Annotated in this window: 18 protein-coding genes and 1 tRNA gene; 10 read left to right on the top strand and 9 right to left on the bottom strand. The window is 66.3% G+C overall.

Translation table 11 applies throughout. The features are described 5' to 3' along the window. Nucleotides 1-3: 3 nt before the first annotated feature. Nucleotides 4-507, bottom strand: coding sequence for a c-type cytochrome (locus ACP7BH_RS05025; protein WP_425983177.1), 504 nt, complete (start codon nucleotides 505-507; stop codon nucleotides 4-6). A gap of 150 nt (nucleotides 508-657) precedes the next feature. Here ACP7BH_RS05025 and ACP7BH_RS05020 point away from each other — a divergent pair, with 150 nt between their 5' ends. From ACP7BH_RS05020 to ACP7BH_RS05010, 3 genes are read left to right on the top strand one after another with little or no spacing between them, the layout of a single operon-like run. Beyond that, nucleotides 658-939 carry a FeoA family protein gene (locus tag ACP7BH_RS05020; protein ID WP_425983179.1) on the top strand — a complete coding sequence of 94 codons (282 nt, stop codon included), beginning with the start codon at nucleotides 658-660 and terminating at the stop codon, nucleotides 937-939. Beyond that, a complete protein-coding gene (gene feoB / locus ACP7BH_RS05015; protein ID WP_425983181.1) occupies nucleotides 939-2,807 on the top strand; it encodes a ferrous iron transporter B in 1,869 nt (622 codons plus the stop codon). The genes ACP7BH_RS05020 and feoB overlap by 1 nt, the downstream gene beginning before the upstream one ends. A gap of 33 nt (nucleotides 2,808-2,840) precedes the next feature. Then, complete coding sequence (locus ACP7BH_RS05010) at nucleotides 2,841-3,605, top strand: prepilin peptidase (protein WP_425983182.1); 765 nt, start codon at nucleotides 2,841-2,843, stop codon at nucleotides 3,603-3,605. On the opposite strand, the gene ACP7BH_RS05005 is transcribed toward ACP7BH_RS05010, so the two are convergent. Both ACP7BH_RS05005 and ACP7BH_RS05000 read right to left on the bottom strand, forming a co-directional pair. Next, complete coding sequence (locus tag ACP7BH_RS05005) at nucleotides 3,602-4,228, bottom strand: TetR/AcrR family transcriptional regulator (RefSeq protein ID WP_425983184.1); 627 nt, start codon at nucleotides 4,226-4,228, stop codon at nucleotides 3,602-3,604. The genes ACP7BH_RS05010 and ACP7BH_RS05005 overlap by 4 nt on opposite strands. Before the next feature lie 22 nt (nucleotides 4,229-4,250). Then, nucleotides 4,251-4,326: transfer RNA gene (locus ACP7BH_RS05000), tRNA-Thr, on the bottom strand. 223 nt (nucleotides 4,327-4,549) lie between these two features. Between ACP7BH_RS05000 and uxaC the strand changes: the two genes are divergently transcribed. The 3 genes from uxaC to ACP7BH_RS04985 are packed head-to-tail and all read left to right on the top strand — an operon-like array spanning nucleotide 4,550 to nucleotide 8,965. Further along, nucleotides 4,550-5,965: a glucuronate isomerase gene (uxaC, locus tag ACP7BH_RS04995; RefSeq protein WP_425983186.1), complete on the top strand. Its 1,416-nt coding sequence runs from the start codon at nucleotides 4,550-4,552 to the stop codon at nucleotides 5,963-5,965. After that, nucleotides 5,962-7,440: a mannitol dehydrogenase family protein gene (locus ACP7BH_RS04990; protein ID WP_425983188.1), complete on the top strand. Its 1,479-nt coding sequence runs from the start codon at nucleotides 5,962-5,964 to the stop codon at nucleotides 7,438-7,440. The genes uxaC and ACP7BH_RS04990 overlap by 4 nt, the downstream gene beginning before the upstream one ends. 25 nt (nucleotides 7,441-7,465) lie before the next feature. Continuing rightward, complete coding sequence (locus tag ACP7BH_RS04985) at nucleotides 7,466-8,965, top strand: UxaA family hydrolase (RefSeq protein WP_425983190.1); 1,500 nt, start codon at nucleotides 7,466-7,468, stop codon at nucleotides 8,963-8,965. Nucleotides 8,966-8,993: 28 nt separating this feature from the next. On the opposite strand, the gene ACP7BH_RS04980 is transcribed toward ACP7BH_RS04985, so the two are convergent. From ACP7BH_RS04980 to kduI, 4 genes are all read right to left on the bottom strand, one after another. Beyond that, nucleotides 8,994-10,637, bottom strand: coding sequence for a pectate lyase (locus tag ACP7BH_RS04980; RefSeq protein ID WP_425983192.1), 1,644 nt, complete (start codon nucleotides 10,635-10,637; stop codon nucleotides 8,994-8,996). 159 nt (nucleotides 10,638-10,796) lie between these two features. Next, nucleotides 10,797-11,840, bottom strand: a complete 1,044-nt coding sequence (locus ACP7BH_RS04975; RefSeq protein WP_425983194.1) for a PfkB family carbohydrate kinase — start codon at nucleotides 11,838-11,840, stop codon at nucleotides 10,797-10,799. A gap of 21 nt (nucleotides 11,841-11,861) precedes the next feature. Continuing rightward, entirely contained in the window at nucleotides 11,862-12,620 is a 759-nt protein-coding gene (kduD, locus tag ACP7BH_RS04970) for a 2-dehydro-3-deoxy-D-gluconate 5-dehydrogenase KduD (RefSeq protein ID WP_159850826.1), read from the bottom strand. A 22-nt stretch (nucleotides 12,621-12,642) separates the two neighbouring features. Beyond that, a complete protein-coding gene (kduI, locus tag ACP7BH_RS04965) occupies nucleotides 12,643-13,488 on the bottom strand; it encodes a 5-dehydro-4-deoxy-D-glucuronate isomerase (RefSeq protein WP_425984795.1) in 846 nt (281 codons plus the stop codon). A 171-nt stretch (nucleotides 13,489-13,659) separates the two neighbouring features. On the opposite strand from kduI, the gene ACP7BH_RS04960 reads away from it, so the two are divergent. Next, nucleotides 13,660-14,322, top strand: a complete 663-nt coding sequence (locus ACP7BH_RS04960) for an RpiB/LacA/LacB family sugar-phosphate isomerase (protein WP_425983196.1) — start codon at nucleotides 13,660-13,662, stop codon at nucleotides 14,320-14,322. Nucleotides 14,323-14,365: 43 nt separating this feature from the next. On the opposite strand, the gene ACP7BH_RS04955 is transcribed toward ACP7BH_RS04960, so the two are convergent. Next, nucleotides 14,366-15,415 carry a LacI family DNA-binding transcriptional regulator gene (locus ACP7BH_RS04955; protein WP_425983198.1) on the bottom strand — a complete coding sequence of 350 codons (1,050 nt, stop codon included), beginning with the start codon at nucleotides 15,413-15,415 and terminating at the stop codon, nucleotides 14,366-14,368. A gap of 170 nt (nucleotides 15,416-15,585) precedes the next feature. Between ACP7BH_RS04955 and ACP7BH_RS04950 the strand changes: the two genes are divergently transcribed. The 3 genes from ACP7BH_RS04950 (at nucleotide 15,586) to ACP7BH_RS04940 (ending at nucleotide 18,888) form a co-directional block, all read left to right on the top strand. Next, nucleotides 15,586-16,425 carry a 2-keto-4-pentenoate hydratase gene (locus ACP7BH_RS04950; RefSeq protein WP_425983200.1) on the top strand — a complete coding sequence of 280 codons (840 nt, stop codon included), beginning with the start codon at nucleotides 15,586-15,588 and terminating at the stop codon, nucleotides 16,423-16,425. Nucleotides 16,426-16,512: 87 nt separating this feature from the next. After that, complete coding sequence (locus ACP7BH_RS04945) at nucleotides 16,513-17,799, top strand: MFS transporter (protein ID WP_425983202.1); 1,287 nt, start codon at nucleotides 16,513-16,515, stop codon at nucleotides 17,797-17,799. A 102-nt stretch (nucleotides 17,800-17,901) separates the two neighbouring features. Then, nucleotides 17,902-18,888 carry an alpha/beta hydrolase gene (locus ACP7BH_RS04940; protein ID WP_425983204.1) on the top strand — a complete coding sequence of 329 codons (987 nt, stop codon included), beginning with the start codon at nucleotides 17,902-17,904 and terminating at the stop codon, nucleotides 18,886-18,888. Here ACP7BH_RS04940 and ACP7BH_RS04935 read toward each other — a convergent pair. Then, nucleotides 18,885-20,438, bottom strand: a complete 1,554-nt coding sequence (locus ACP7BH_RS04935; RefSeq protein ID WP_425983206.1) for a carboxylesterase/lipase family protein — start codon at nucleotides 20,436-20,438, stop codon at nucleotides 18,885-18,887. The genes ACP7BH_RS04940 and ACP7BH_RS04935 overlap by 4 nt on opposite strands. Between the last annotated feature and the right edge of the window lie 221 nt (nucleotides 20,439-20,659).

Genomic DNA, 20,659 nt, shown 5'->3' with positions numbered 1-20,659 from the left:
GGATCAGGAGGCGGGCGCCGGCTCAGGCTGGTAACCCGTCTCCACCTTCAGGAAGGCGATGACGTCACGGCGATCCGTCGCGTCGGGCAGGCCGGGGAAGGTCATCTTGTTGCCGGGGAGGAAGGTGCGCGGGTTCTCCAGCCAGTGATCCAGCTTCTCCGCATCCCAAGTGAAGTCTGCAGTGCGCATGGCGTTGGAATAGTTGTAGCGCGGCCGATCCCCCGCCTTTCGCCCGAATACGCCGTACAGGTTCGGCCCCGCCATGTCTGGGCCGCCTTCGCCGATGGTGTGGCAGGCGCGGCAGCGCGCGAAGACGCGGCGGCCGTTCTCCAGATCGCCAGCATTGTAAGGGGCGGGCAGGGAGGCCAGCAGCGTCGCCTTCTCCGTTTCCGTCAGGACGTGAACGGGCTTGGTCGGGGCCGTCGATGACGGCTCGCCCTGACCACAGGCGGCCAAGGCGACGATGGGGGCAAGAAGAAGCGGGGCGGCGAGGGCGAAACGGGTCATGGCGGCTCCTGTTCAGCCTGTGATAGCGCAATGCGTCGGCGCGGCAATTGGTCAAGCTGTCCTGCTGGACGCGGGGGGCTCGCACCTGATAATCAGTGTCAAAGAAACGCGGAGCCGCTGGGGAGCGGCCTCGCCCGTGCGAGCGTAAAATTGACTGACACCATCAAGCTGAGCCAGGCCCGACGCGGCGATCGCGGCGTCATCGTCCAGGTGGGCGCCCATTGTCACCATCAAGGAGAAGCAGTCGAGCTGGAGCGCCGCCTGCTCGAACTGGGCTTCGTCGAGGGCGCGCAGATCGAACTGCTGCACGAAGGCTTATTCGGTCAGGACCCAATCGCCATGAAGGTGGACGACATGCGCGTGGCCCTCCGCCGCCATGAAGCCGAGAGCCTGACGATAAAGCTGGACGCCGCCCGGTCTGAGGCCAACTGATGGACATCGCCCTGAAGACCGCTCGCGTCGCCCTGGTCGGGAATCCCAACAGCGGCAAGACGGCCCTGTTCAACGCCCTGACCGGCGCGCACCAGAAGGTCGCCAACTACGCCGGCGTCACGGTGGAGCGCAAGGAAGGCTTGATCCGCGCCGCCTCGGGCCGGACCATGTCGGTGCTGGACCTGCCCGGCACCTATTCCCTGCGCGCACGTAGTCCCGATGAAGAGGTCACGCGCGACGCCGTCCTGGGGCGTCTGGCCGGAGAGACGCCGCCCGATGTCGTGGTCTGCGTCGCCGACGCCACCAACCTGCGCCTGGTCCTGCGTCTGATCCTGGAGCTGAAGGCGGTCGGTCGGCCCATGGTTCTGGCGCTGAACATGTACGACATCGCCCAGCGTCAGGGGCTGCGGATCGATCTGGAAAGGCTGGGCGCCGAACTGGGCGTGCCGATCATCACCACGGTCGCCACCCGCAAGCGCGGTATCGACGATCTGATCGCCGCCATCGAAGACCGGGCCGCCGTCGCCGCCGTTTCCGAAAGCCAGTGGCATAGCCCCGATGCCGCCCAGCTGCGCACCGCCGCCCGTGAAGCCGAGCGGATCATGAAGGCTTGCGTGCGCCCGCCCGAGCGGCCCGACACCCTGACCGGCAAGATCGATTCGATCCTGCTGCATCCGGTCGCCGGCCTCGTCATCCTGTTCACCCTTCTGTTCGTCATGTTCCAGGCCGTATTCAGCTGGGCCGCGCCCCTGATGGACGGCATCGAGGCCGGCATCGGCTGGCTGGGCGGTCTGGTCGCCAATGTCCTGCCCGATGGCCTGTTGCAAAGCCTGATCGTGGACGGAATCATTTCCGGCGTCGGCAGCGTGCTTGTCTTCCTGCCGCAGATCCTGATCCTGTTCCTGTTCATCATCGCCCTGGAAGACTTCGGCTACATGGCCCGCGCGGCCTTCCTGATGGACAAGATCATGGGCGGGGCTGGCCTGCACGGCCGCGCCTTCATTCCCCTGTTGTCCAGCTTCGCCTGCGCCATTCCCGGCGTGATGGCGGCGCGGGTGATCGATTCCAAGCGCGACCGCCTGACCACCATCCTGGTCGCGCCCCTGATGACCTGCTCGGCGCGGATACCAGTCTATACGCTGATCATCGCGGCCTTCATTCCCAACGAGACAGTCTGGGGTTTCGCCAATCTGCAGGGTCTGGTGATGTTCGGCCTCTACGCCGCCGGCATCGTCAGCGCGCTTCTGGTTTCGCTGGTGATCCGCAAGGTGTTCTGGCGCGGGGCGGTCGAGCCCTTCATGATGGAGCTGCCGACGTACAAGACGCCCGACCTGAAGAGCGTGGGCTTCAACTTGTGGCTCCGGGCCAAGATCTTTCTGAACCGCGCCGGCCGCATCATCCTGCCCGCTGTGATCATCCTGTGGGTGCTGGCGACCTTCCCCTATCCGCCCGAGAACGCGACCCTGCCGGCCATCGACTATTCGTTCGCCGGCATGCTGGGTCGGGCGCTGGAGCCGATCTTCGCGCCCATCGGCTTCAACTGGCAGATGGTCATCGCCCTGATCCCCGGCATGGCGGCGCGTGAGGTCGCGGTGGCGGCTTTGGCCACCACCTACGCGATTGCCGACACCGAGAACGCCACCGGTCTCCTGGCTTCGACCCTGTCGGCGCAATGGTCGTTGGCGACGGCTCTATCCTTCCTGGCCTGGTACATCTTCGCGCCCCAGTGCGTGGCGACTCTGGGCGTGGTCAAGCGCGAGACCAACTCGTGGAGATGGACCTGGATCATGATCGGCTACATGTTCGGTCTGGCCTATCTGGCGTCGCTGGTGACCTATCATGTGGCGGTGGCGCTCGGAGGCGGCTAAGCCAAGGCGGTTCGCCGCCGTCTGGACGTCTCGATGCACCCTGTGATCGCCGCCGCCGTCATGGGCGGGTTGGGCCTGATTTTCGGCAGTTTCATCGGCGCCGTCAGCGTGCGGCTGCCGCGTGACGAGGATATCGTCGTGGCGCGCTCGCGTTGCCGGGGCTGCGACCAGCCCTTGCGCGCCTGGGAGCTGGTCCCGCTGTTCAGCTGGCTGGCCCTGCGAGGCCGTTGCGCGCGGTGTTCGACTCGCATTTCCCAACGCTACCCGCTGATCGAACTGGCGGCAGGGGCGGTCGGCATTTGGTCCGCGCTTTGGGCGGCCGGCGGCGGGACGTCCGTCTTTCTGATGGCGGCTACGGCGGTGCTGGGCTGGCAATTGCTTCTGATCGCCATTGTGGACGGCGAGAACTTCTGGCTTCCCGACGTCCTGACGTTGCCATTGATCGCCACGGGTCTGGTCGTCGCCATTTGCACGAGCTGGGATCTGGCCTTGTCGCATCTGATTGGGGGCGTGGTCGGGTTCGGCGGCCTGTGGCTGGTCGGCTGGCTCTATAAGGCGATCCGCAAGCGCGACGGCCTGGGCGGGGGCGATCCCTTCCTGTTCGCCGGGGCAGGGGCGTGGGTCGGCTGGATCGGTCTGCCCAGCGTGCTGCTGTGGTCCTGCGCCGTCGGCCTCAGCCTCGTCTTCGGCATGCTGGTGGTGCGTCGCACGGTCAGCGGAAGCGAAAAGCTGCCCTTTGGCGTCTTCCTGGCCGTGGGGATATGGCTGACCTGGCTATACGGGCCGCTGGGGCTCTAACGCCCGGTCGTCAGCTTGACGATGATGATGGCCGCCGTGTCCAGAATAGCTTCCGGCGTGTCAGCACGCCGCAGCAGGTCGAAACTGGCCGCCGTCGATTCTGCTATCGAGGCGATCTGGTACGAGGCCAGGCGCGGATTATAGTCCTTGGGATGCAGGCCGCTGGCATGGGCCTGGGCCACGCGGCGTTCGATGGCCAGGTGAAGGCGGCGTAGCCGGCGCACCCGGCTCTCGACGAAGGCCACGTCGCCATTGTCCGCCAGCATATGTTCGACCCGCAGCACCTGGCCGTGGCTTCGCCAGATCGCCATAACGTCCAGAATGAAGGCGCGGGCGATTGCAAAGGCCTTGTCACCCGGCCAGTCGGCCTGGAAATGCGTCGCCAGACCCTGGAAATCGGTCGCCGCAACCTCGCACAATGCCAGAACAGGCTCTTCGACCGTCTTGAAATAGGTGTAGAAATTCGACGGCGATACGCCCGCCGCCAGGGCCAGATCGGCGACGCGGATTTCGCCGTAGTGCCGCTCGTTCAACAGGCGTTGGGTCGCGTCGAGGATCGCCTGGCGGGTTCTCCCGCCGCGCGCACCGATCTTGTGGCCCAGCTTGTTGGTTGTGTCGGCCATGTCCCCGATGGTCGCATAGAGATGGTGCCGGCTGCAGGAATCGAACCCGCGACATCCAGTTTACAAAACTGGCGCTCTACCAACTGAGCTAAGCCGGCCCGCGAGTGCGGTGTTGGCCCTTATGTCCAGCCTCGCGCCGGGACGCAAGGCGACCTTGCATCCGTCGGCGGACAAAACGCACTAGTGCGCGCCTTCGTGTCAGCAACTGGTTCTCCAATATCGTGGTAACCGGTGTCTTTTTCTCCCCGGCATAGTATCTGGTGGGGATCAGTCTCGCGAGGCGATCCAACGCCTCCGTATTGAGGACCAGTGAAGGACGTCATGGCTCATCCGCTCAAGCTCGATTCCGATCGCCTGTTTCCGGCCGACGCCGACACCCGCGCGGTGGCGCGGCGCCTCTATGCAGAGATCAAGGGCCTGCCGATCATCAGCCCGCACGGCCATACGGACCCCAGTTGGTTCGCCTTGAACGAGCCCTTCGCCAATCCGGCTGAACTCCTGATCACGCCCGACCACTACGTCTTCCGCATGTTGCACTCGCAAGGGATGGCGATGGAGGACCTGGGCGTTCCCCGCGCGGACGGCGGCCCGGTCGAGACCGATCCGCGGAAGATCTGGCGTCGGTTCGCTGAGAACTATCACCTGTTCCGGGGCACGCCGTCGCGGATGTGGCATGACTGGGTCTATGCTGAGGCCTTCGGCATAGACGTGCGGCTGTCGGCCGAGACGGCGGATCACTATTACGACGTCATCGACGCCGCGCTGAAGACCGACGCCTTCCGCCCCCGCGCCCTGTTCGAGCGGTTCAATATCGAGGTCCTGACCACGACGGAGTCGCCGCTCGAGACGCTGGAGCATCACAAGGCCATCAAGGCCTCGGGCTGGAAGGGGCGGGTGCTGACCGCCTATCGTCCCGACCCGGTGCTGGACCCCGACTACGAGGGCTTCCGTGACAATCTGAAAGTTCTGGCCGAACAGACCGGTCGCGATACGATGAGCTGGGACGGTTACCTCCAGGCCCTGCGCGACCGACGCGCTTTCTTCGCCGAAATGGGTGCCACCTCGACCGATCACGGCCACCCGACCGCCTTCACCGCCGATCTGTCGAAGGTCGAGGCCGAGGCCCTGTTCCGCCGCGTCTCGACGGCTCCCGCGACGCCTGCCGACGCCGAACTGTTCCGGGGGCAGATGCTGACCGAAATGGCTGCGATGTCGGTCGAGGACGGGCTGGTGATGCAGTTGCACCCCGGCAGTTTCCGTAACCACTCCGCCACCGTCTTCAACCGGTTCGGCCGCGACAAGGGATGCGACATCCCGACCCGGACGGATTACGTCCGGGCGCTGAAGCCGCTGTTGGACCGGTTCGGGTCGGACACCCGCCTGTCGCTGATCCTCTTCACCCTGGACGAGACCAGCTACAGCCGCGAACTGGCGCCCCTGGCCGGCCACTATCCGGCGCTGAAGCTGGGCCCCAGCTGGTGGTTCCACGACAGCCCCGAGGGGATGCGTCGCTTCCGCGAGCAGGTCACCGAGACGGCGGGCTTCTACAACACCGTCGGCTTCAACGACGACACCCGCGCCTTCCTGTCGATCCCGGCCCGTCACGACGTCGCCCGACGCATGGACTGCGGTTTCCTGGCCAAGCTGGTGGTCGAACATCGGATGGAGGAGGACGAGGCCCACGAACTGGCCCACGCCCTGACCTATGGTCTGGTCAAGGCGGCCTATAAGCTGTGACCCGTCTTTCCGACACGGCCCTTTCGGCCCTGCCCGCCGATGTCGCCATTCCCGGGTACGACCGCGCCCAGGTGAAGACCGGCGTGGTCCATCTGGGCATCGGCGCCTTCCACCGCGCCCACCAGGCGGTCGTGTTCGACGACGCCCTGGCGAGCGGCGACCTGCGCTGGGGCGTGCTGGGCGCCTCGCTGCGGTCGCCCGGCGTGCGCGACCAACTGAACCCCCAGGACGGCCTCTACACCCTGGTCGTCCGCGACGGATCTGACGAACATCTGCGCGTGATCGGCGCCGGTCGCGGCGTTCTGGTTGGGCCGGAAGATCCCGCCGCCCTGGTCGCGGCCATGGCCGACGCCGACGTTCACATCGTCACCCTGACCGTGACGGAGAAGGGCTATCGCCTCGACCCGGCGACCGGCGACCTGCTGCTGGACGACGCGGATGTCGCCGCCGATCTGGCCGATATCGCCGCGCCCCGCACCGCGCCCGGCTTCATCGTTGCAGCATTGCGCGCGAGGAAGGGCGCAGGCCTCAAGCCCTTCACCGTCATCAGTTGCGATAACCTTCCCCACAACGGGAAGCGCATCCGCGCCGGCGTCATCGCCATGGCCCGTCGGATCGACCCTTCGCTGGCCGACTGGATCGAGGCCGAAGGCGCTTTCCCGCAGACGATGATCGACCGGATCGTCCCCGCGACCATTCCCGACGACATCGCCCGCCTGACGGCCCGTCTCGGCGTCGAGGACCAGGGCATGGTCAAGGCCGAGCCCTTCACCCAGTGGGTGATCGAGGACCGATTCGCCAGCGAACGGCCGGACTTCGCGTCTCTCGGCGTGCAACTGACCGATGCGGTCGAACCGTGGGAAGACGCCAAGCTGCGCCTGCTGAACGGCGCCCATTCGGCCATCGCCTATCTTGGCGCCTTGTCGGGCTATGAGCATGTCCACAAGGCCGTCGCGGTCCCTGCCTTCCGCGCCTATGTCGAGGCCCTGTGGGACGAGGCGGAGACGACGCTGAACCCGCCGCCGGGCTTGGACATCCCCGCCTATCGCGACGCGCTGATGGCCCGGTTCTCCAACGCAGCTCTGATGCACCGGACCCGCCAGATCGCCATGGACGGTTCGCAGAAACTGCCCCAGCGGCTGCTGGCCGGGGCCGCAGAACGTCTGGCGGCCGGGCAGGGCATCGACGCCATGGCGCTGGGCGTCGCCTCTTGGATGAAATGGCAATCGGGCGTAACCGAAGGCGGCGAGACCTTCGCCGTCGATGATCCCCTCGCCCCGCAGACGGCCACGCTTCTGGCCGACGCCGAGAGCGACCCGGCGCGGGTATCGGCCCTGCTGAGCCTGTCCGCCGTCTTCCCGCCCACCCTGGCCGCCGATGATCGGTTCGTGGCCGCCGTCACCCGCGCCTATCTGTCGCTCAGTCGGAACGGCGCGGTTCAAGCGGCGGCCCAGATCGTGGACGAGACCAAGTGATGAGCGGACATACTGGAGTGCAGCCGTGAGCCGCGTCCTGATCCTGAACCCCGCCGACGACGTCGCCATCGCCCTGGACGACATCGCGACCGGCGATACGCCCGACGGCTTGGACGCGCCGGCCCGCGCGGCCATCGCCACCGGGCACAAGATCGCCCGCCATGCGGTGGAGGAGGGGGGGCTGGTCCGCCGCTATGGCCAGGTCATCGGCCGCGCCAGGACCGCCATCGCCGCCGGCGACCACGTCCACGTCCAAAACCTGGCCATGGCCGAGGACGGGCGTGAGGCCGAGGTCGGCGCTGATCTACGCCCGCCCGCGCCGCTGTCGGGCGCGACCTTCAACGGCATCGTCCGCCCGGATGGTCGCATCGGCACACGAAACTACATCGGCGTACTGACCAGCGTGAACTGTTCGGCCACCGTCGCGCGCCGCATCGCCGACGCCTTCCCCGACTCCAGTCTGCCCCACGGCGTGGACGGCGTCGTCGCCTTCACACACCAGGGCGGTTGCGGCGGCTCGTCGCTCAGCAGCGACGTGACCCTGTTGCAGCGGACCCTGGCCGGCTACGCCAAGCACCCGAACTTCCATTCCATCCTGATCGTCGGCCTGGGCTGCGAGGCCAACCAGATCCCCGCCTGGCTCGCCAACGAGGGTCTGGACGCCGGTCCGCACCTGCGCGCCCTGACCATCCAGGAGGCGGGCGGCACCGCCCGCGCCATCGAGGCCGGGATCGAGGTCGTCCGCGATCTGGTCGCCGAGGCGGCGAAGATCGAACGCCAGCCGGTGTCCGCCTCCCACCTGACCGTCGGTCTGCAGTGCGGCGGTTCGGACGGCTGGTCCGGCGTCACCGCCAACCCGGCTCTCGGCGCGGCTGTCGATCTGCTGGTCGCCCACGGCGGCTCGGCCATGCTGTCTGAAACCCCCGAGATCTGGGGTGCCGAACACCTGCTGCTGCGTCGCGCCGCCTCGCAAGAGGTGGCGGACAAGCTGAACGCTCGCCTGGCCTGGTGGCGTGACTACGCCGACCGGCACCAGATGGAGTTGAACAACAATCCGTCGCCCGGTAATCTGAAGGGCGGCCTCACCACCATCCTGGAAAAGTCGCTGGGCGCGGTGGCCAAGTCGGGTTCGACCCCATTGAACGACGTGATCGGCTATGCGCAGCCGCTGGAGGCGCGGGGCCTCAGCTTCATGGACAGCCCCGGCTACGATCCCTGCTCGGCCACGGGTCAGATCGCCTCGGGCGCCAATCTGATCGTCTTCACCACGGGCCGGGGCTCAGTCTTCGGCGCCAAGCCTGCGCCGTCGATCAAGGTCGCCTCCAACGCCAAACTGGCGAACTGGATGGACGAGGACATGGACATCGACGCGTCGCCCGTGCTGACCGGGACCAGCCTGGCCGAGGTCGGCGCCGTCATCTTCCAGAAGATGCTCGATGTCGCCTCGGGCGAGCCGTCCAAGTCCGAGGCCTTGGGCATCGGCGACAACGAGTTCGTGCCCTGGCAGGTGGGGGCCTATCTCTAGGTCCCCAGGTCCTTAGACGCCCAGATCCTTAGACGCCCAACGCCTCGATCAGGTCGCCCATGTTGCGGATGAAGACCGAGGTTGAGACGCCCTCGACCGGGAAGTCTGTCTGATAGGGCGAAGTGTCCCACAGGTCGCCGACGCGGGTCATCTGATACTCGCCGCCGGTCACCGTCGTGGGGGACGGTCCCTTGTAGGGATTGGATGTCGTGGTCAGAGGCGTGGACCAGTAGCCGCGTGCGTTCAGCCCGGCCATCACCTCGGCGGCGCGGTTGGCGTGCGGGGGGGTCGGACGGCGCGCGTCGCTGGACATGTCCCAGACGTCCACGTCCTGAAGCGTGAAATATTTCGGCAGGTTCAGCGAGCCGGGACGAGCCTTCAAGGGCGAGCCTTGTGTGGCCTCATCGACCGGCAGGGCCGACAGGCGCGCATATTCGGCGCGCAGGGCAGGGGTGTCCACGTTGCGGAACGAGCCGTAGTGGACGATCAGATTGGTGGGGTTGTCGTCGGCGTAATACTGGCCGTTGGCGATGTTGGAACCGCGCCGGTGGATGTAGATCGGCGTATTGGCGCCCTCCAGAACGAAGGTCGGGTGCGTGCGGCCCGCCGTGTTCAGCGGCGGCTTGGTCGCCACCTGATCCAGCCAGTCCATGGCCTCGGGCAGGCGCGCCAGATACTTGCGGTCGCCGGTCAGGCGATAGAAGCCCAGCATCGACTTGATGTTGGTTCCCGTCGCATGGGTGACGAAGGCCTGGGGTTCTATGGTCCGGGCGCCGGCCGGCTTCAGCGTGTCGGGGAAGTGTTGCAGGCCCCAGGCCGGCTGCGGCTGCGGCTGCTGGGTCTTCACGAAGATGTCCATGCCGCGGTTGATGGCGTCCAGGATCTTCGCATCGCCCCGGCCGTTCCGCGCCAAGCCGTGATAGGCATAGATCAGGAACTCCAGGTTCTCGCCCGCCACATCGTCGTTGAAGGTGATGTAGGGCGTATAGTCTGCGCGCCCGTGCAGGCCGCCGTTTTGGACGAACGGATAGCGCTGGGGCCAGCCGCCGTTTTCATATTGGCTCTCCAGCACGAAGCTGATCGCCTTGTTCAGGGGCGCCAGATATTTGCGGTCCTTCTTCTCCAAATAGACCCGCAGCAGCAGTTGCGACGCCTCGGCCGTGCCTGCGTCGTCGAAGGTGGCGTTGCCGTAATAGTGGTGGAATTCCTCCAGCCGCCAGGCGTTGGCGCCGACCGTGCCGTACCACTGCTTCAGCGACTCTTCACCGGCCGTGTCGATGACGTAGTTCCAGCCGCCGGCCGGGTGCTGGCCCTTGACCAGGGCGTCGGCGGCCTTCTTGGCGGCCTCGTAATAGAAGGCGTCGCCGGTGGCGTGATAGGCGTCCAGGAACAGGTGGCCCACGGTCGCCGTGCCGGGCGGCTGGACCCAGATCATGGTCGGGCTGGCTTCCAGTTCCCCCCAGCGGCGCGAGAAATCGGGCAGATATTGCCAGACATAGCCGCCCTCTACGGCGGCCTCCTCGCTCATGAACCGGGCGGCGCGCTTCATGGCGTCCAGGACGGCGGCGCGCTCGGGCGAGGCCTGGGCCAATGCTGGGCCGGATGCGGCGACGAAGGTGGCGGCGGCGCCGGCGGCCAGCAGAGCGCGGCGGTTCATGGACGTTACGGACATGGGAACTCCTGGTGTGACCTCTCTCGGACGGTTCTTGGCGACCGTTTCGAAGCGCCACTCAAGCATGACTGACACCGGTTTCCTAGTCCTAGCAAGCCAATGAAAAAGGCCGCATGGACTTCTCCACGCGGCCTCCAGCAAATCACGATGTTTGCGGCCTCAGCGGCGGATATCGAACCCGCCGTCGCCCATGGCCGCGCGCACCTCGTCGGCCGTGAACAGGTTGAAGTCACCCGGCACGGAGTGCTTCAGGCCGGCGGCGGCCAAGCCGAAGTCCAGCGCCTCTTGGTCCGACCATCCGCTCCACAGGCCGAACAGCACGCCGGAGGCGAAGGCGTCGCCGCCGCCGACCCGGTCCACGACGCCGGCCATGTGGATGGCCTCGGCGCTGGTCTCGATCACATTGTCCCCGTCACGGGTCAGCATGACCGCCGACAAGGCCTGGTCGGTGACGCTGTCCTGGACGCGCAGGGTGCAGGCGATGCGTTGCAGACGGGGGAAGGCGGCGAAGGCGGCCTTGGCGGCCTCGCGGCGGCGAACGGCCGGGTCGGCGCTGTCGAACCGGGTCTTCAGCACCAGGGCGAAGTCGCGGTCGTCGGCGAAGGCGACGGTGGCGCCGGCCAGCATCTTGCCCAGGGTGGTTGGCGGATCGCCGGCCCACTGCTCCCACAGCTTGCCGCGGAAATTGCCGTCATAACTGACCATCACGCCCTTGCGGACGGCGGCCTCGATGATGGCGACCGCAGCGGCCGAGCCGTTTGGCCCCGTCGCCGGCGTCACGCCCGAGGCGTGCAGCCATTCGACCCCGTCCAGCAACTGATCCCAGTCGAAGGCGGTGTGAACATGTTCGACGAAGGCCGAGCCGCCGCGGTCGTACAGCACCTCCGACGGGCGACGCACGGCGCCGGGCGTGAGGAAATACAGCCCCATCCGCCCAGGCTTGAAGACGACGGGCGAGGTGTCGACGCCGTGCTTGCGCACCTCGTCGCGCACGCCCCGGCCGAGCGCATTGTCGGCCAGGACCGTCGCCATGCCGGTTGGCGCGCCGAAGCGGGCCAGGGACACGGCGACGTTCGCCTCGGCCCCCGCCGGACGGATCGTCAGGGCGGGGGACTGCATCAGCAGTTCGTTCTGGTTCGGCGAAAACCGCAGCAGCATCTCGCCGAAGCAGAGGATGCGTCTGGATGAGGCGTGGTCTGTCATGGTCGCAAGGCTAGCTGGGTATCAGCGCGCCTGCCAGCCGCCATCGACCGGCAGGATGGCGCCCTGGACATAGTCCGAGGCCCGGCTGGCCAGGAAGACGGCCGCGCCGCCCAGGTCCGACGGCTCGCCCCAGCGACCGGCCGGGATGCGGCCCAGGATCTCGGCCGAACGGACGGGATCTTCGCGCAGGGCCTGGGTGTTGGCCGTGGCGAAATAGCCGGGCGCGATGGCGTTGGCGGTGATGCGGTGCGGGGCCCATTCGTTGGCCATCAGCTTGGTCAGGCCGGCGACGCCCGACTTGGACGCTGTGTAGGAGGGCACACGGATGCCGCCCTGGAAGGACAGCATGGAGGCGATGTTGATGATCTTGCCGCCGTCGCCCTGTTTGATGAACAGGCGGGCGACCGCCTGGCTCATGAAGAAGACCGTCTTAAGATTGATGTTCATCACCAGGTCCCAGTCGGCTTCGGTGAAGTCCACGGCGTCGGCGCGACGGATCAGGCCGGCGTTGTTCACCAGTATGTCGATGCGGCCCATGGCGGCCAGTGCTTCCTGAACCACGCGCTCGACCGGCTCGATCGAGGTCAGGTCAGCGCTGATGGCGTGGGCGCGACGGCCCAGCGCCTGCACCTTGGCGACTGTGTCGTCGGAATCCGACAGGGCGACGGAGACGATGTCGGCGCCGGCCTCGGCCAGAGCCAGGGCGATGCCTTGACCCAGACCCACGTTGCCGCCGGTCACCAGGGCGACCTTGCCGGTCAGATCGAACGGATTGCTCATGTTTTTCTTCCTCTTGTCCTGATTACTTCAACTGACAGATGTCGAGCTTGTACATGTCGGTGTAGTCGAGATTTTCGCCGCCCATGCCCCAGATGAAGGTGTAGTTCGAAGTGCCTGCGCCCGTGTGGATCGACCACGGCGGGCAGATCACGGCCTCGCCGTCGGCGACGACGATGTGGCGTGACTTGTCCGGCTCGCCCATGAAGTGGAAGACGCGGTCGTCCTCGCCCAGACCGAAGTAGAGGTAGGCTTCCGAACGGCGGTCATGAATGTGCGGCGGCATGGTGTTCCACACCGAGCCGGGCTTGAGCACCGTCACGCCCAACAGCAGCTGGCAGGACTTCACCTTGGCCGGCACGACATACTGGTAGATGGTCCGTTCGTTCGACGTCTCCAGCGCGCCCATTTCCAGCGGCACGGCCTCGTCGATCGAGATCTTGGTCAGGTCATAGCGGGCGTGGGCCGGGGTGGCGACGAGATAGAATTTCGCGGGCTCGGCCGGGTTGTTCGAGGCGAAGCTGACGTCCCTCGATCCCATCGGCACATAAAGGCCGTCACGGAAGCCCAGTTCGATCGTCTCGCCGTCAACGGTGATCGAACCGGCGGCGCCGATATTGACCACGCCCAGTTCGCGCGCCTGCAGGAAGGCCGCGCCGGCCAGCGACGGCGGCTCCGAATGGGTGGGCAGGGTAAGGGCGGTCTGGGCCGGGGTCGCGCCGCCGATGATCATCCGCTCGTGGTGGGAATAGTTCAGGCTGATCTTGCCCGGAACGAACAGGCCCTCGATCAGATAGCGATCCCGCAGCTGCTGGTTCGTGGCGCCGTCCATCATGTCGGGATGGGTGGCCTGATAGACCTTGTCGTACATGGGGTCGTACATGCGGCTCTCCCTGGAAGCTCGCAGCGCGAGCCACTGACGGATCTTGCGTCCGTCCTTCTGTGGACTAGGTAACCGGTGTCATATTATGATGCAATGGATTACACCATAATCGCCGACATCTGTTCGGCATCGCTTCGCCACCGTCTTGAGGATTCCCCCATGAAGATCGCTCTCATCATTGAAAACAGCCAGGCCGCCAAAAGCGAGACGGTGCATGCCGCCTTGACCGCCGTCGCGGAACCCCTGGGCCATGAAGTCTTCCACTATGGAATGTATGCGGCCGAGGACAAGGCGTCGCTGACCTATGTGATGAACGGCGTCCTGACCGGCATCCTGCTGAATTCGGGCGCAGCCGATTTCGTCGTCACCGGTTGCGGCACGGGCACGGGCTCGATGCTGGCCGCGAACGCCATGCCGGGCGTCTTCTGCGGTCTGATCATCGACCCCACCGACGCCTTCCTGTTCGGCCAGATCAATGACGGCAACGCCATCGCCATGCCTTACGCCAAAGGCTTCGGCTGGGCCGCCGAACTGAACCTTCAGGACGTCTATCGCAAGCTGTTCGAAGGCGAGCGCGGCCTGGGCTATCCCAAGGAGCGGGCCGAGATCATGCGCAAGAACCGTGGCGTCCTCAGCGACCTGAAGGCCGTGACCTGCCACGACATGCTGACGGTGTTGAAGACGATGGACCAGGACCTGCTGAAGGCCGCGATCGCCGGCGAGCGCTTCCAGGAATACTTCTTCGCCAACGCCACGGACGAAGGCATTCGCGAGTATCTGAAGGGCGTTCTCGCCGCCAAGCCCGTTCTCGAAACGGCTTAAGACATAGAGGTCGGCGCGCGATCACGCGCGCCGACCGACTTTTTCAAGCCGCAGGGATCGCGGACTTGCGCACCACCAGGGCCGGGCGGACTTCCGGCTGCTGCATCTTGGCCGGATCGACGCCGCGCATCGGCGCCAGCAGCTTCTCGGCCGCCATCCGTCCCATGTCGCGGATCGGCAGGCGCACGGATGTCAGGTTGGGCCATACCCGCGCCGCCATCGGCAGGTCGTCGAAGCCGACGACCGACAGGTCTCGCGGCAGTTCCAGCCCGCGATCTCGCGCCGCCTGCATCACGCCGATGGCCATGTCGTCGTTCAGGGTGAAGATGGCGGTCGGCGGCGTATCCAGCGCCAAGAGGGCATGCCCAGCCTCAACGCCCGATTCGAACGTATAGGCGCCCTTGAAGTCATAGGCGGGGTCCAGCGGTATGCCCCGCTCGGCCAGGGCGTCCAGGAACCCCTTGCCACGGACGGCGGACGACCGGAACAGGTCCGGGCCGCGCACCAGTCCGATTCGCCGGTGCCCGAGGTCCGCCAGATGCGCCGCCGCCTCGGCCGCGCCGATCCAGTCGTTGGTGACCACCATGGCCTGCGGCTCGTCCAGCGACACGGAGGCGATACGGACATAGGGGCAGTCCAGGTCTCGCAACAGGTCGATGACCTGTTCGTCCTCCGACACCGACGGCGGCATGATGACGCCATACAGCCGCTGACGCTCGACGAAGCCGCGAATGTCTTCCAGCAGGGTAGGGGAGTTGCGGTTGCAGGGGTGGACGACAAGCTCCAGCCCCGAACCCTTCAGCGCATCCAGCACGCCCTGCTGCATGTTCACGACATAGGTCGGGCTGGGGTTGTCGTAGATCAGGCCGACAAGGAACGAGCGCCGGAACGCCAGGCCGCGCGCCTGGGGATCGGGGGTGAAGCCCAGGGTCTTGATGACCGCATTGACCCGTTCGCGCGTGTCTTCCTTGACGAACGGCGATTGGTTGATGACCCGCGAGACGGTCTTCTTGGAGACCTGCGCTTCTCTGGCGACATCGTTGATCGTGGCCCGCTTGCCCGGTTTGCCGGATCGCGGATCGTCCTGAGCCAAGGTTCGGCTCCTTCTCTATGTGCAATGCAAAGGCATAGCCGCGACTCGCGGTCAGCGCCATGGGGCGTTGCTAAAGCGCATTGACACCGGTTTCCTTCGCCGCTCTTATCGAAGCTTATTCACGAGGCGACTGCTTTGACTTCGACCCCTTCATTCGCGAGCCACGCCCAATGAGCGCGACGCCCGTCCCGGATTCCGGTCCGGCCGCCGCCCTGTCGGCCGACCACGCCGACATCGCCCGACAGTTCGTCGAGGCCCGCCTGGCTGCGCGCTGCACGCCCGACTATCCGGGCGCGATTCCCCAAAGCATGGCCGAATCCTACGCCATTCAGGACATCGCCATCGGTCTCTTCCCCGACGAGGTCGTGGGCTGGAAGGTGGGCGGCGTGCCGCCGGCGCAACAGCCGACGTTGGGCATCCACCGCCTGGCCGGCGCCATTTTCGCGCGCAACGTCTGGCCCGCGCCCGGCGACACCGTCGTGCCGTTGCCCGAGATCGAGGGCGGTTTCGCCGCCGTCGAATCGGAATTCATCGCCCGCATCGGCGCAGACGCTGATCCCGCCAAGACCGACTGGACAACTGAGGAGGCCACGGCCGCCGTGGACAAGGTCTTCATCGGCGTCGAACTGGCCGGCAGCCCTCTCTCGGCGATCAACGACCTGGGCTCGGCCGTCGTGGCTTCCGACTTCGGCAACAACGGCGGGCTGATGATCGGTCCCGAGGTCGAGAACTGGCGCGAGCGTCTGGACGGCATCAAGGTCGAGACCGTGATCAACGGCGCCAGCGTCGGCACGGGCGGCTCGCTGTCGTTAGCCGGCGGCGCGATGGAATCGGTGCGCTTCCTGCTGGAGCATTGCGCGCGCTGGGGCCGTCCGCTGAAGGCGGGCACGCTGGTCTCGACCGGCGCCGTCACCGGCGTTCACCGTGTCCACGCGGGCGACGAGGCCGTGTGCATCTTCAAGGGTATCGCAGAACTTCATTGTTCGGTCGTCAGGGCCGAGGCCAAGTAAACATCATCGGACGCCCACCCCGCCGCCGTTCAGGGACGGAAAGAGCAGGGAAGCGTCGAGGAAATTTAGGAACGGGTTTTTATAACCATGTCAGACGCTTCCGTCGCGCCGCCAATCCAGATCAAGGCGCCGTCACCGGGCAAGTACCGGTGGCTGATCATGTGGCTGCTGTTCGCTGCCATGGTGATCAACTACGTCGACCGGCAGATGATCGGCTTCCTCAAGCCGACCCTGTCCGTCGAGATGGGCTGGTCGGAGACCGACTATGCCGACATCGTCTTCTGGTTTCAGGCCACCTATGCCCTGTTCTATGCGATCTGGGGCCGGCTGATGGACAAGATCGGGGCCCGGTGGGGGCTGGGGATCGCATTCGCCATCTGGCAGGTTGGCCATATCCTGCATGCCGGCGCGCGCGATCTGTCCCACTTCATCATGGCCCGGATGGTGCTGGGCGCCGGTGAGGCCGGGGGCTTCCCGGGCGGCATCAAGGCCGTAACCGAGTGGTTCCCCAAGAAGGAACGCGCTCTGGCGACCGGCCTGTTCAATGCCGGCACCAACATCGGGGCCATCGTCACGCCCCTGATCGTGCCGATTCTGGTGCTGTCGTTCGGCTGGCAAATGGCCTTCGTCATTACCGGCGTCCTGGGTCTGGTCTGGCTGCCGATCTGGCTGCTGGTTTATCGCAAGCCCCGCGAGCAAAAGCGCCTGTCGGCGACTGAACTGGCTTATATCGAACAGGATCCGGCCGACACGGACGAGAAGGTGGGCTGGCTCAAGCTGCTGACCGTTAAGGAGACTTGGGCCTATGCGGCGGGCAAATTCCTGATCGATCCGATCTGGTGGATGTTCCTGTTCTGGCTGCCGGACTTCCTGGGCAAGCGTTACGGCCTGGACCTGAAGACCTTCGGTCCGCCTATCGTCGCCATCTATCTGTTGTCGGACGTGGGTTCCGTGGGCGGGGGCTGGCTGTCGTCGCGGATGATGCATATGGGCATCAGCCTGAACAAGGCGCGCAAGCTGACCATGCTGTTGTGCGCCGTGCTGGCCGTGCCGGTCATGTTCGCCGCAGAGGCGTCGAACCTGTGGGTCGCGGTCCTGATCATCGGCCTGGCCACAGCGGCGCACCAGGGCTTCTCGGCCAACCTTTATGCCCTGCCCGGCGACGTCTTCCCGAGGAAGGCCGTGGGATCGGTGGTCGGAATCGGCGGGATGCTGGGCGGTATCGGGGGGATGGTCTTCTCCAAATACGTCGGCCAGATCCTGGAGAAGATCGGCACCTACACGCCCATCTTCATCGTGGCCGGTTCGGTCTATCTGATCGCGCTTCTGGTCATTCACCTTATCATGCCGAAATACGAACCGGCCAAGGTCTGAAAAACGGCGCTGGGGCATAGGCCCTGACGCATCGAGGATTGCGGCCGGGCGAGCGATCGTCTGGCCGTTTTCCGTTCAAATATGCGAGGTACGACGATGGATATGGAACGCAGGACGCTTCTTGGACTGGCGGCCGGAGCCGGGATGGCCTTGAGGGTCAAGGGCGCATGGGCGCAGACGATCGCTGACGGCGGACGCCTTGGTCCGGCCGATCCGACCGAGATCATCCGCCTGTGGCCCGACGGCGCGCCAGGCGGGCAGGGGGTGACGGTCACGCCGATCGTGCCCGAGCGCTCGACCGATCCCGCCTTTCATGACCGCTACGCCCAATACACGACCGACCCGATCCTGACCGTGTTCCGGCCGGAGCGTCCGAACGGTTCGGCCATGCTGCTGATCCCCGGCGGGGGCTATCGCTGGGCGGTGCTGGACAAGGAGGGTTACGACGTCGCGCGCGTCTTTGCGGCCAGCGGCACGACCTGTTTCGTGCTGCGCTATCGCCTGCCGGCCGACGGATGGGCCGCCGGGGCCGATGCGCCGCTTCAGGACGCGCAGCGCGCCATCCGGCTGATCCGCAGTCAGGCCGCCGACTATGGGGTCGATCCGAAGAAGATCGCCGTCCTAGGCGCTTCGGCCGGCGGGCATCTGGCGGGTCTGGCCAGTGCGCGGACGGATGCGACCTATGCGCCAACGGACGCCGCCGACGCCCTGTCGCTTCGCCCGGACCTGACCGTCTTGATGTATCCTGTGGCGACCATGGCGGACCCCTATGTCCACGCCGGATCGCGCACCCACCTGCTGGGCGAGACGCCGTCGCCGGAGCGCATCGCGGCCTATTCTCTGCAGCGGATGAACTGGGGGGGCGCGGCGCCCGTCTTCCTGCTGCATGCTATCGACGACGCCTCGGTGCCGGTCGAGAACAGCCTGCAACTGCTGACCACGCTCAAGGCCGCCGCCGTCCCGACCGAGGCGCATCTGTTCCAGGAAGGCGGCCACGGTTTCGGCATCCGTCTGATCCAGGGCAAGCCCGCTCAGGTATGGCCCGATCTGGTCCGCACCTGGACCGCCCGGCTCGATTTCGCGCTTTAGGTTCCTGGCTGGATGTAGGGAATGGCCGAGAAGAAGGCCCGTTCGTCGCCGCGTGGGTCATCGGCCATGCGCGGCTGCACGTCCATCAGCATCGTCTGGCGGCGAGGCAACTCATAGCGGTCCCAGCGCGGCAGGCCGGCATGATTGGGATCGCCGTCGCGGGCCAGGGCGATGAAGGCGTCGCTCATCCGGTCCGCCAGGCCTTGCGCACCCGGTCCCCGCGTCCGCGAGCCGGCCGCCTCGACATTGTCGAACACCAGGGGGATGTCTGCGGTGTGGAAGGCGCCCTTGCGACCCGAGGCCATCTCGCCGGGGAAATCGAGCTGATAGACCCAGGCGGGCGCCCCGGCCTTGGCCCGTTCCTCGGCCTCGATCACCGCCCCGCGCCAGGACCGGCCCGCCGTCGTGGCGGCGATCAGCACCTGATCGGGCGACCAGTCGGGATGCATGGCGCGATAGCCGGCGATCACCGCCTCGGGCGTGATGTCGATCCGCATGACGCCGGGCGATAACCGCGAGGCCAAGGTCTCCCACGTCAGGCCGACATTGTTGGGATCATTGCCCATGAAGCCCAGCGTCTCTTCGCGAGTGTTGCCGATGATCATCGGGATCGACCGGCCCAGAGGCGCCGCGTCGGGATAGAAAGGATGGCGGGGCAGGGTGCAGAAATCCAGCACCGGCCCGAAATACACGCCGCCGAAGCCCAGGATCGGATCCTCGGCGCTCTGCGCTTCCAGCAGCCGTTCGACCGGCATCGTCGCCGCCTCGGCCGCCCGGTCCGGCGTCAAGCCCAGGGCCTTCAGCCAGGCCGTCGCCCGCGTCGTGGCGTTGATCGGGCCGGACGCCGTGACCTGCTGGCCGCTCATGGTCGCGGCGCGGTGGAACAGGCCCTGGGCTGCGGGCGTGGCCATCAGGGTGGCGATCTTGGCTCCGCCGCCCGACTGGCCGAACAGCATGACCCGCGACGGGTCGCCGCCGAAGGCCGCGATATTGTCCCGCACCCACTGCAGCGCCAGGATCAGATCCATCTGACCGACGTTGCCCGAGTCCTCAAACCCCGGCGCCAGCCGCGCCAGATAGGCATAGCCGAAGACGTTCAGCCGGTGGTTCAAGGTAACCACCACCACGTCGCCGCGCGCCGCCAGCCGCGTCCCGTCATACAGCGGGTCCGATCCCGACCCGCTCGAATAGGCGCCGCCGTGGATATAGACCATCACGGGCCGTCTGGCGGCGTCGGTCCCCGGCGTCCAGACATTCAGGAACAGGCAGTCCTCGCTCTGATTCGCCTCTTCGCCGCGTTGAGGGCAGGCCGCGCTGTATTCGGTGGCGCGGATTGGCGCGCGCCAAGGGGTGGGCCGCTCCGGCGGCTGAAAGCGTCGGGTCGGCGCGCCGTAACGCACGCCCTTGAAGACGTTGACTCCCTCGCGGCGCATTCCGACCACCGGCCCAGCCGTGGTGCGCACCTGGGGATCGTGAGAATCAGCTCTTGCCGCGAAGGGCAAGGCGGCGCCTGCGAGGCCGGCGGCGATAGCCGAGCGTCTGGTGATCATGTCGCAACACCGACAACGGGCTGGAACATCGTTCTTACCGCCGTCTGCGTGTAAAACACTGAAGTGTATGTCTTGAAGATCATTCTTCCCTCCTCTCGCCAGCGTCTTGCGCGCTGGGCGTTGGTTCAGAAGCCTCTGAGCACTGCTGTATTCGCTAGATTACAAATTCGAGATCATGGCGGTCACGTTCTTGCCACACGGCGACATGTGTGGCTAAACAT

Origin of the sequence: Brevundimonas sp. TWP2-1, assembly GCF_049897645.1 — a bacterium.
In the GTDB taxonomy this organism is placed as follows: domain Bacteria; phylum Pseudomonadota; class Alphaproteobacteria; order Caulobacterales; family Caulobacteraceae; genus Brevundimonas.
Note: the sequence above shows the minus strand (reverse complement) of the source record. Positions and strands in the feature narration are given on the sequence as shown.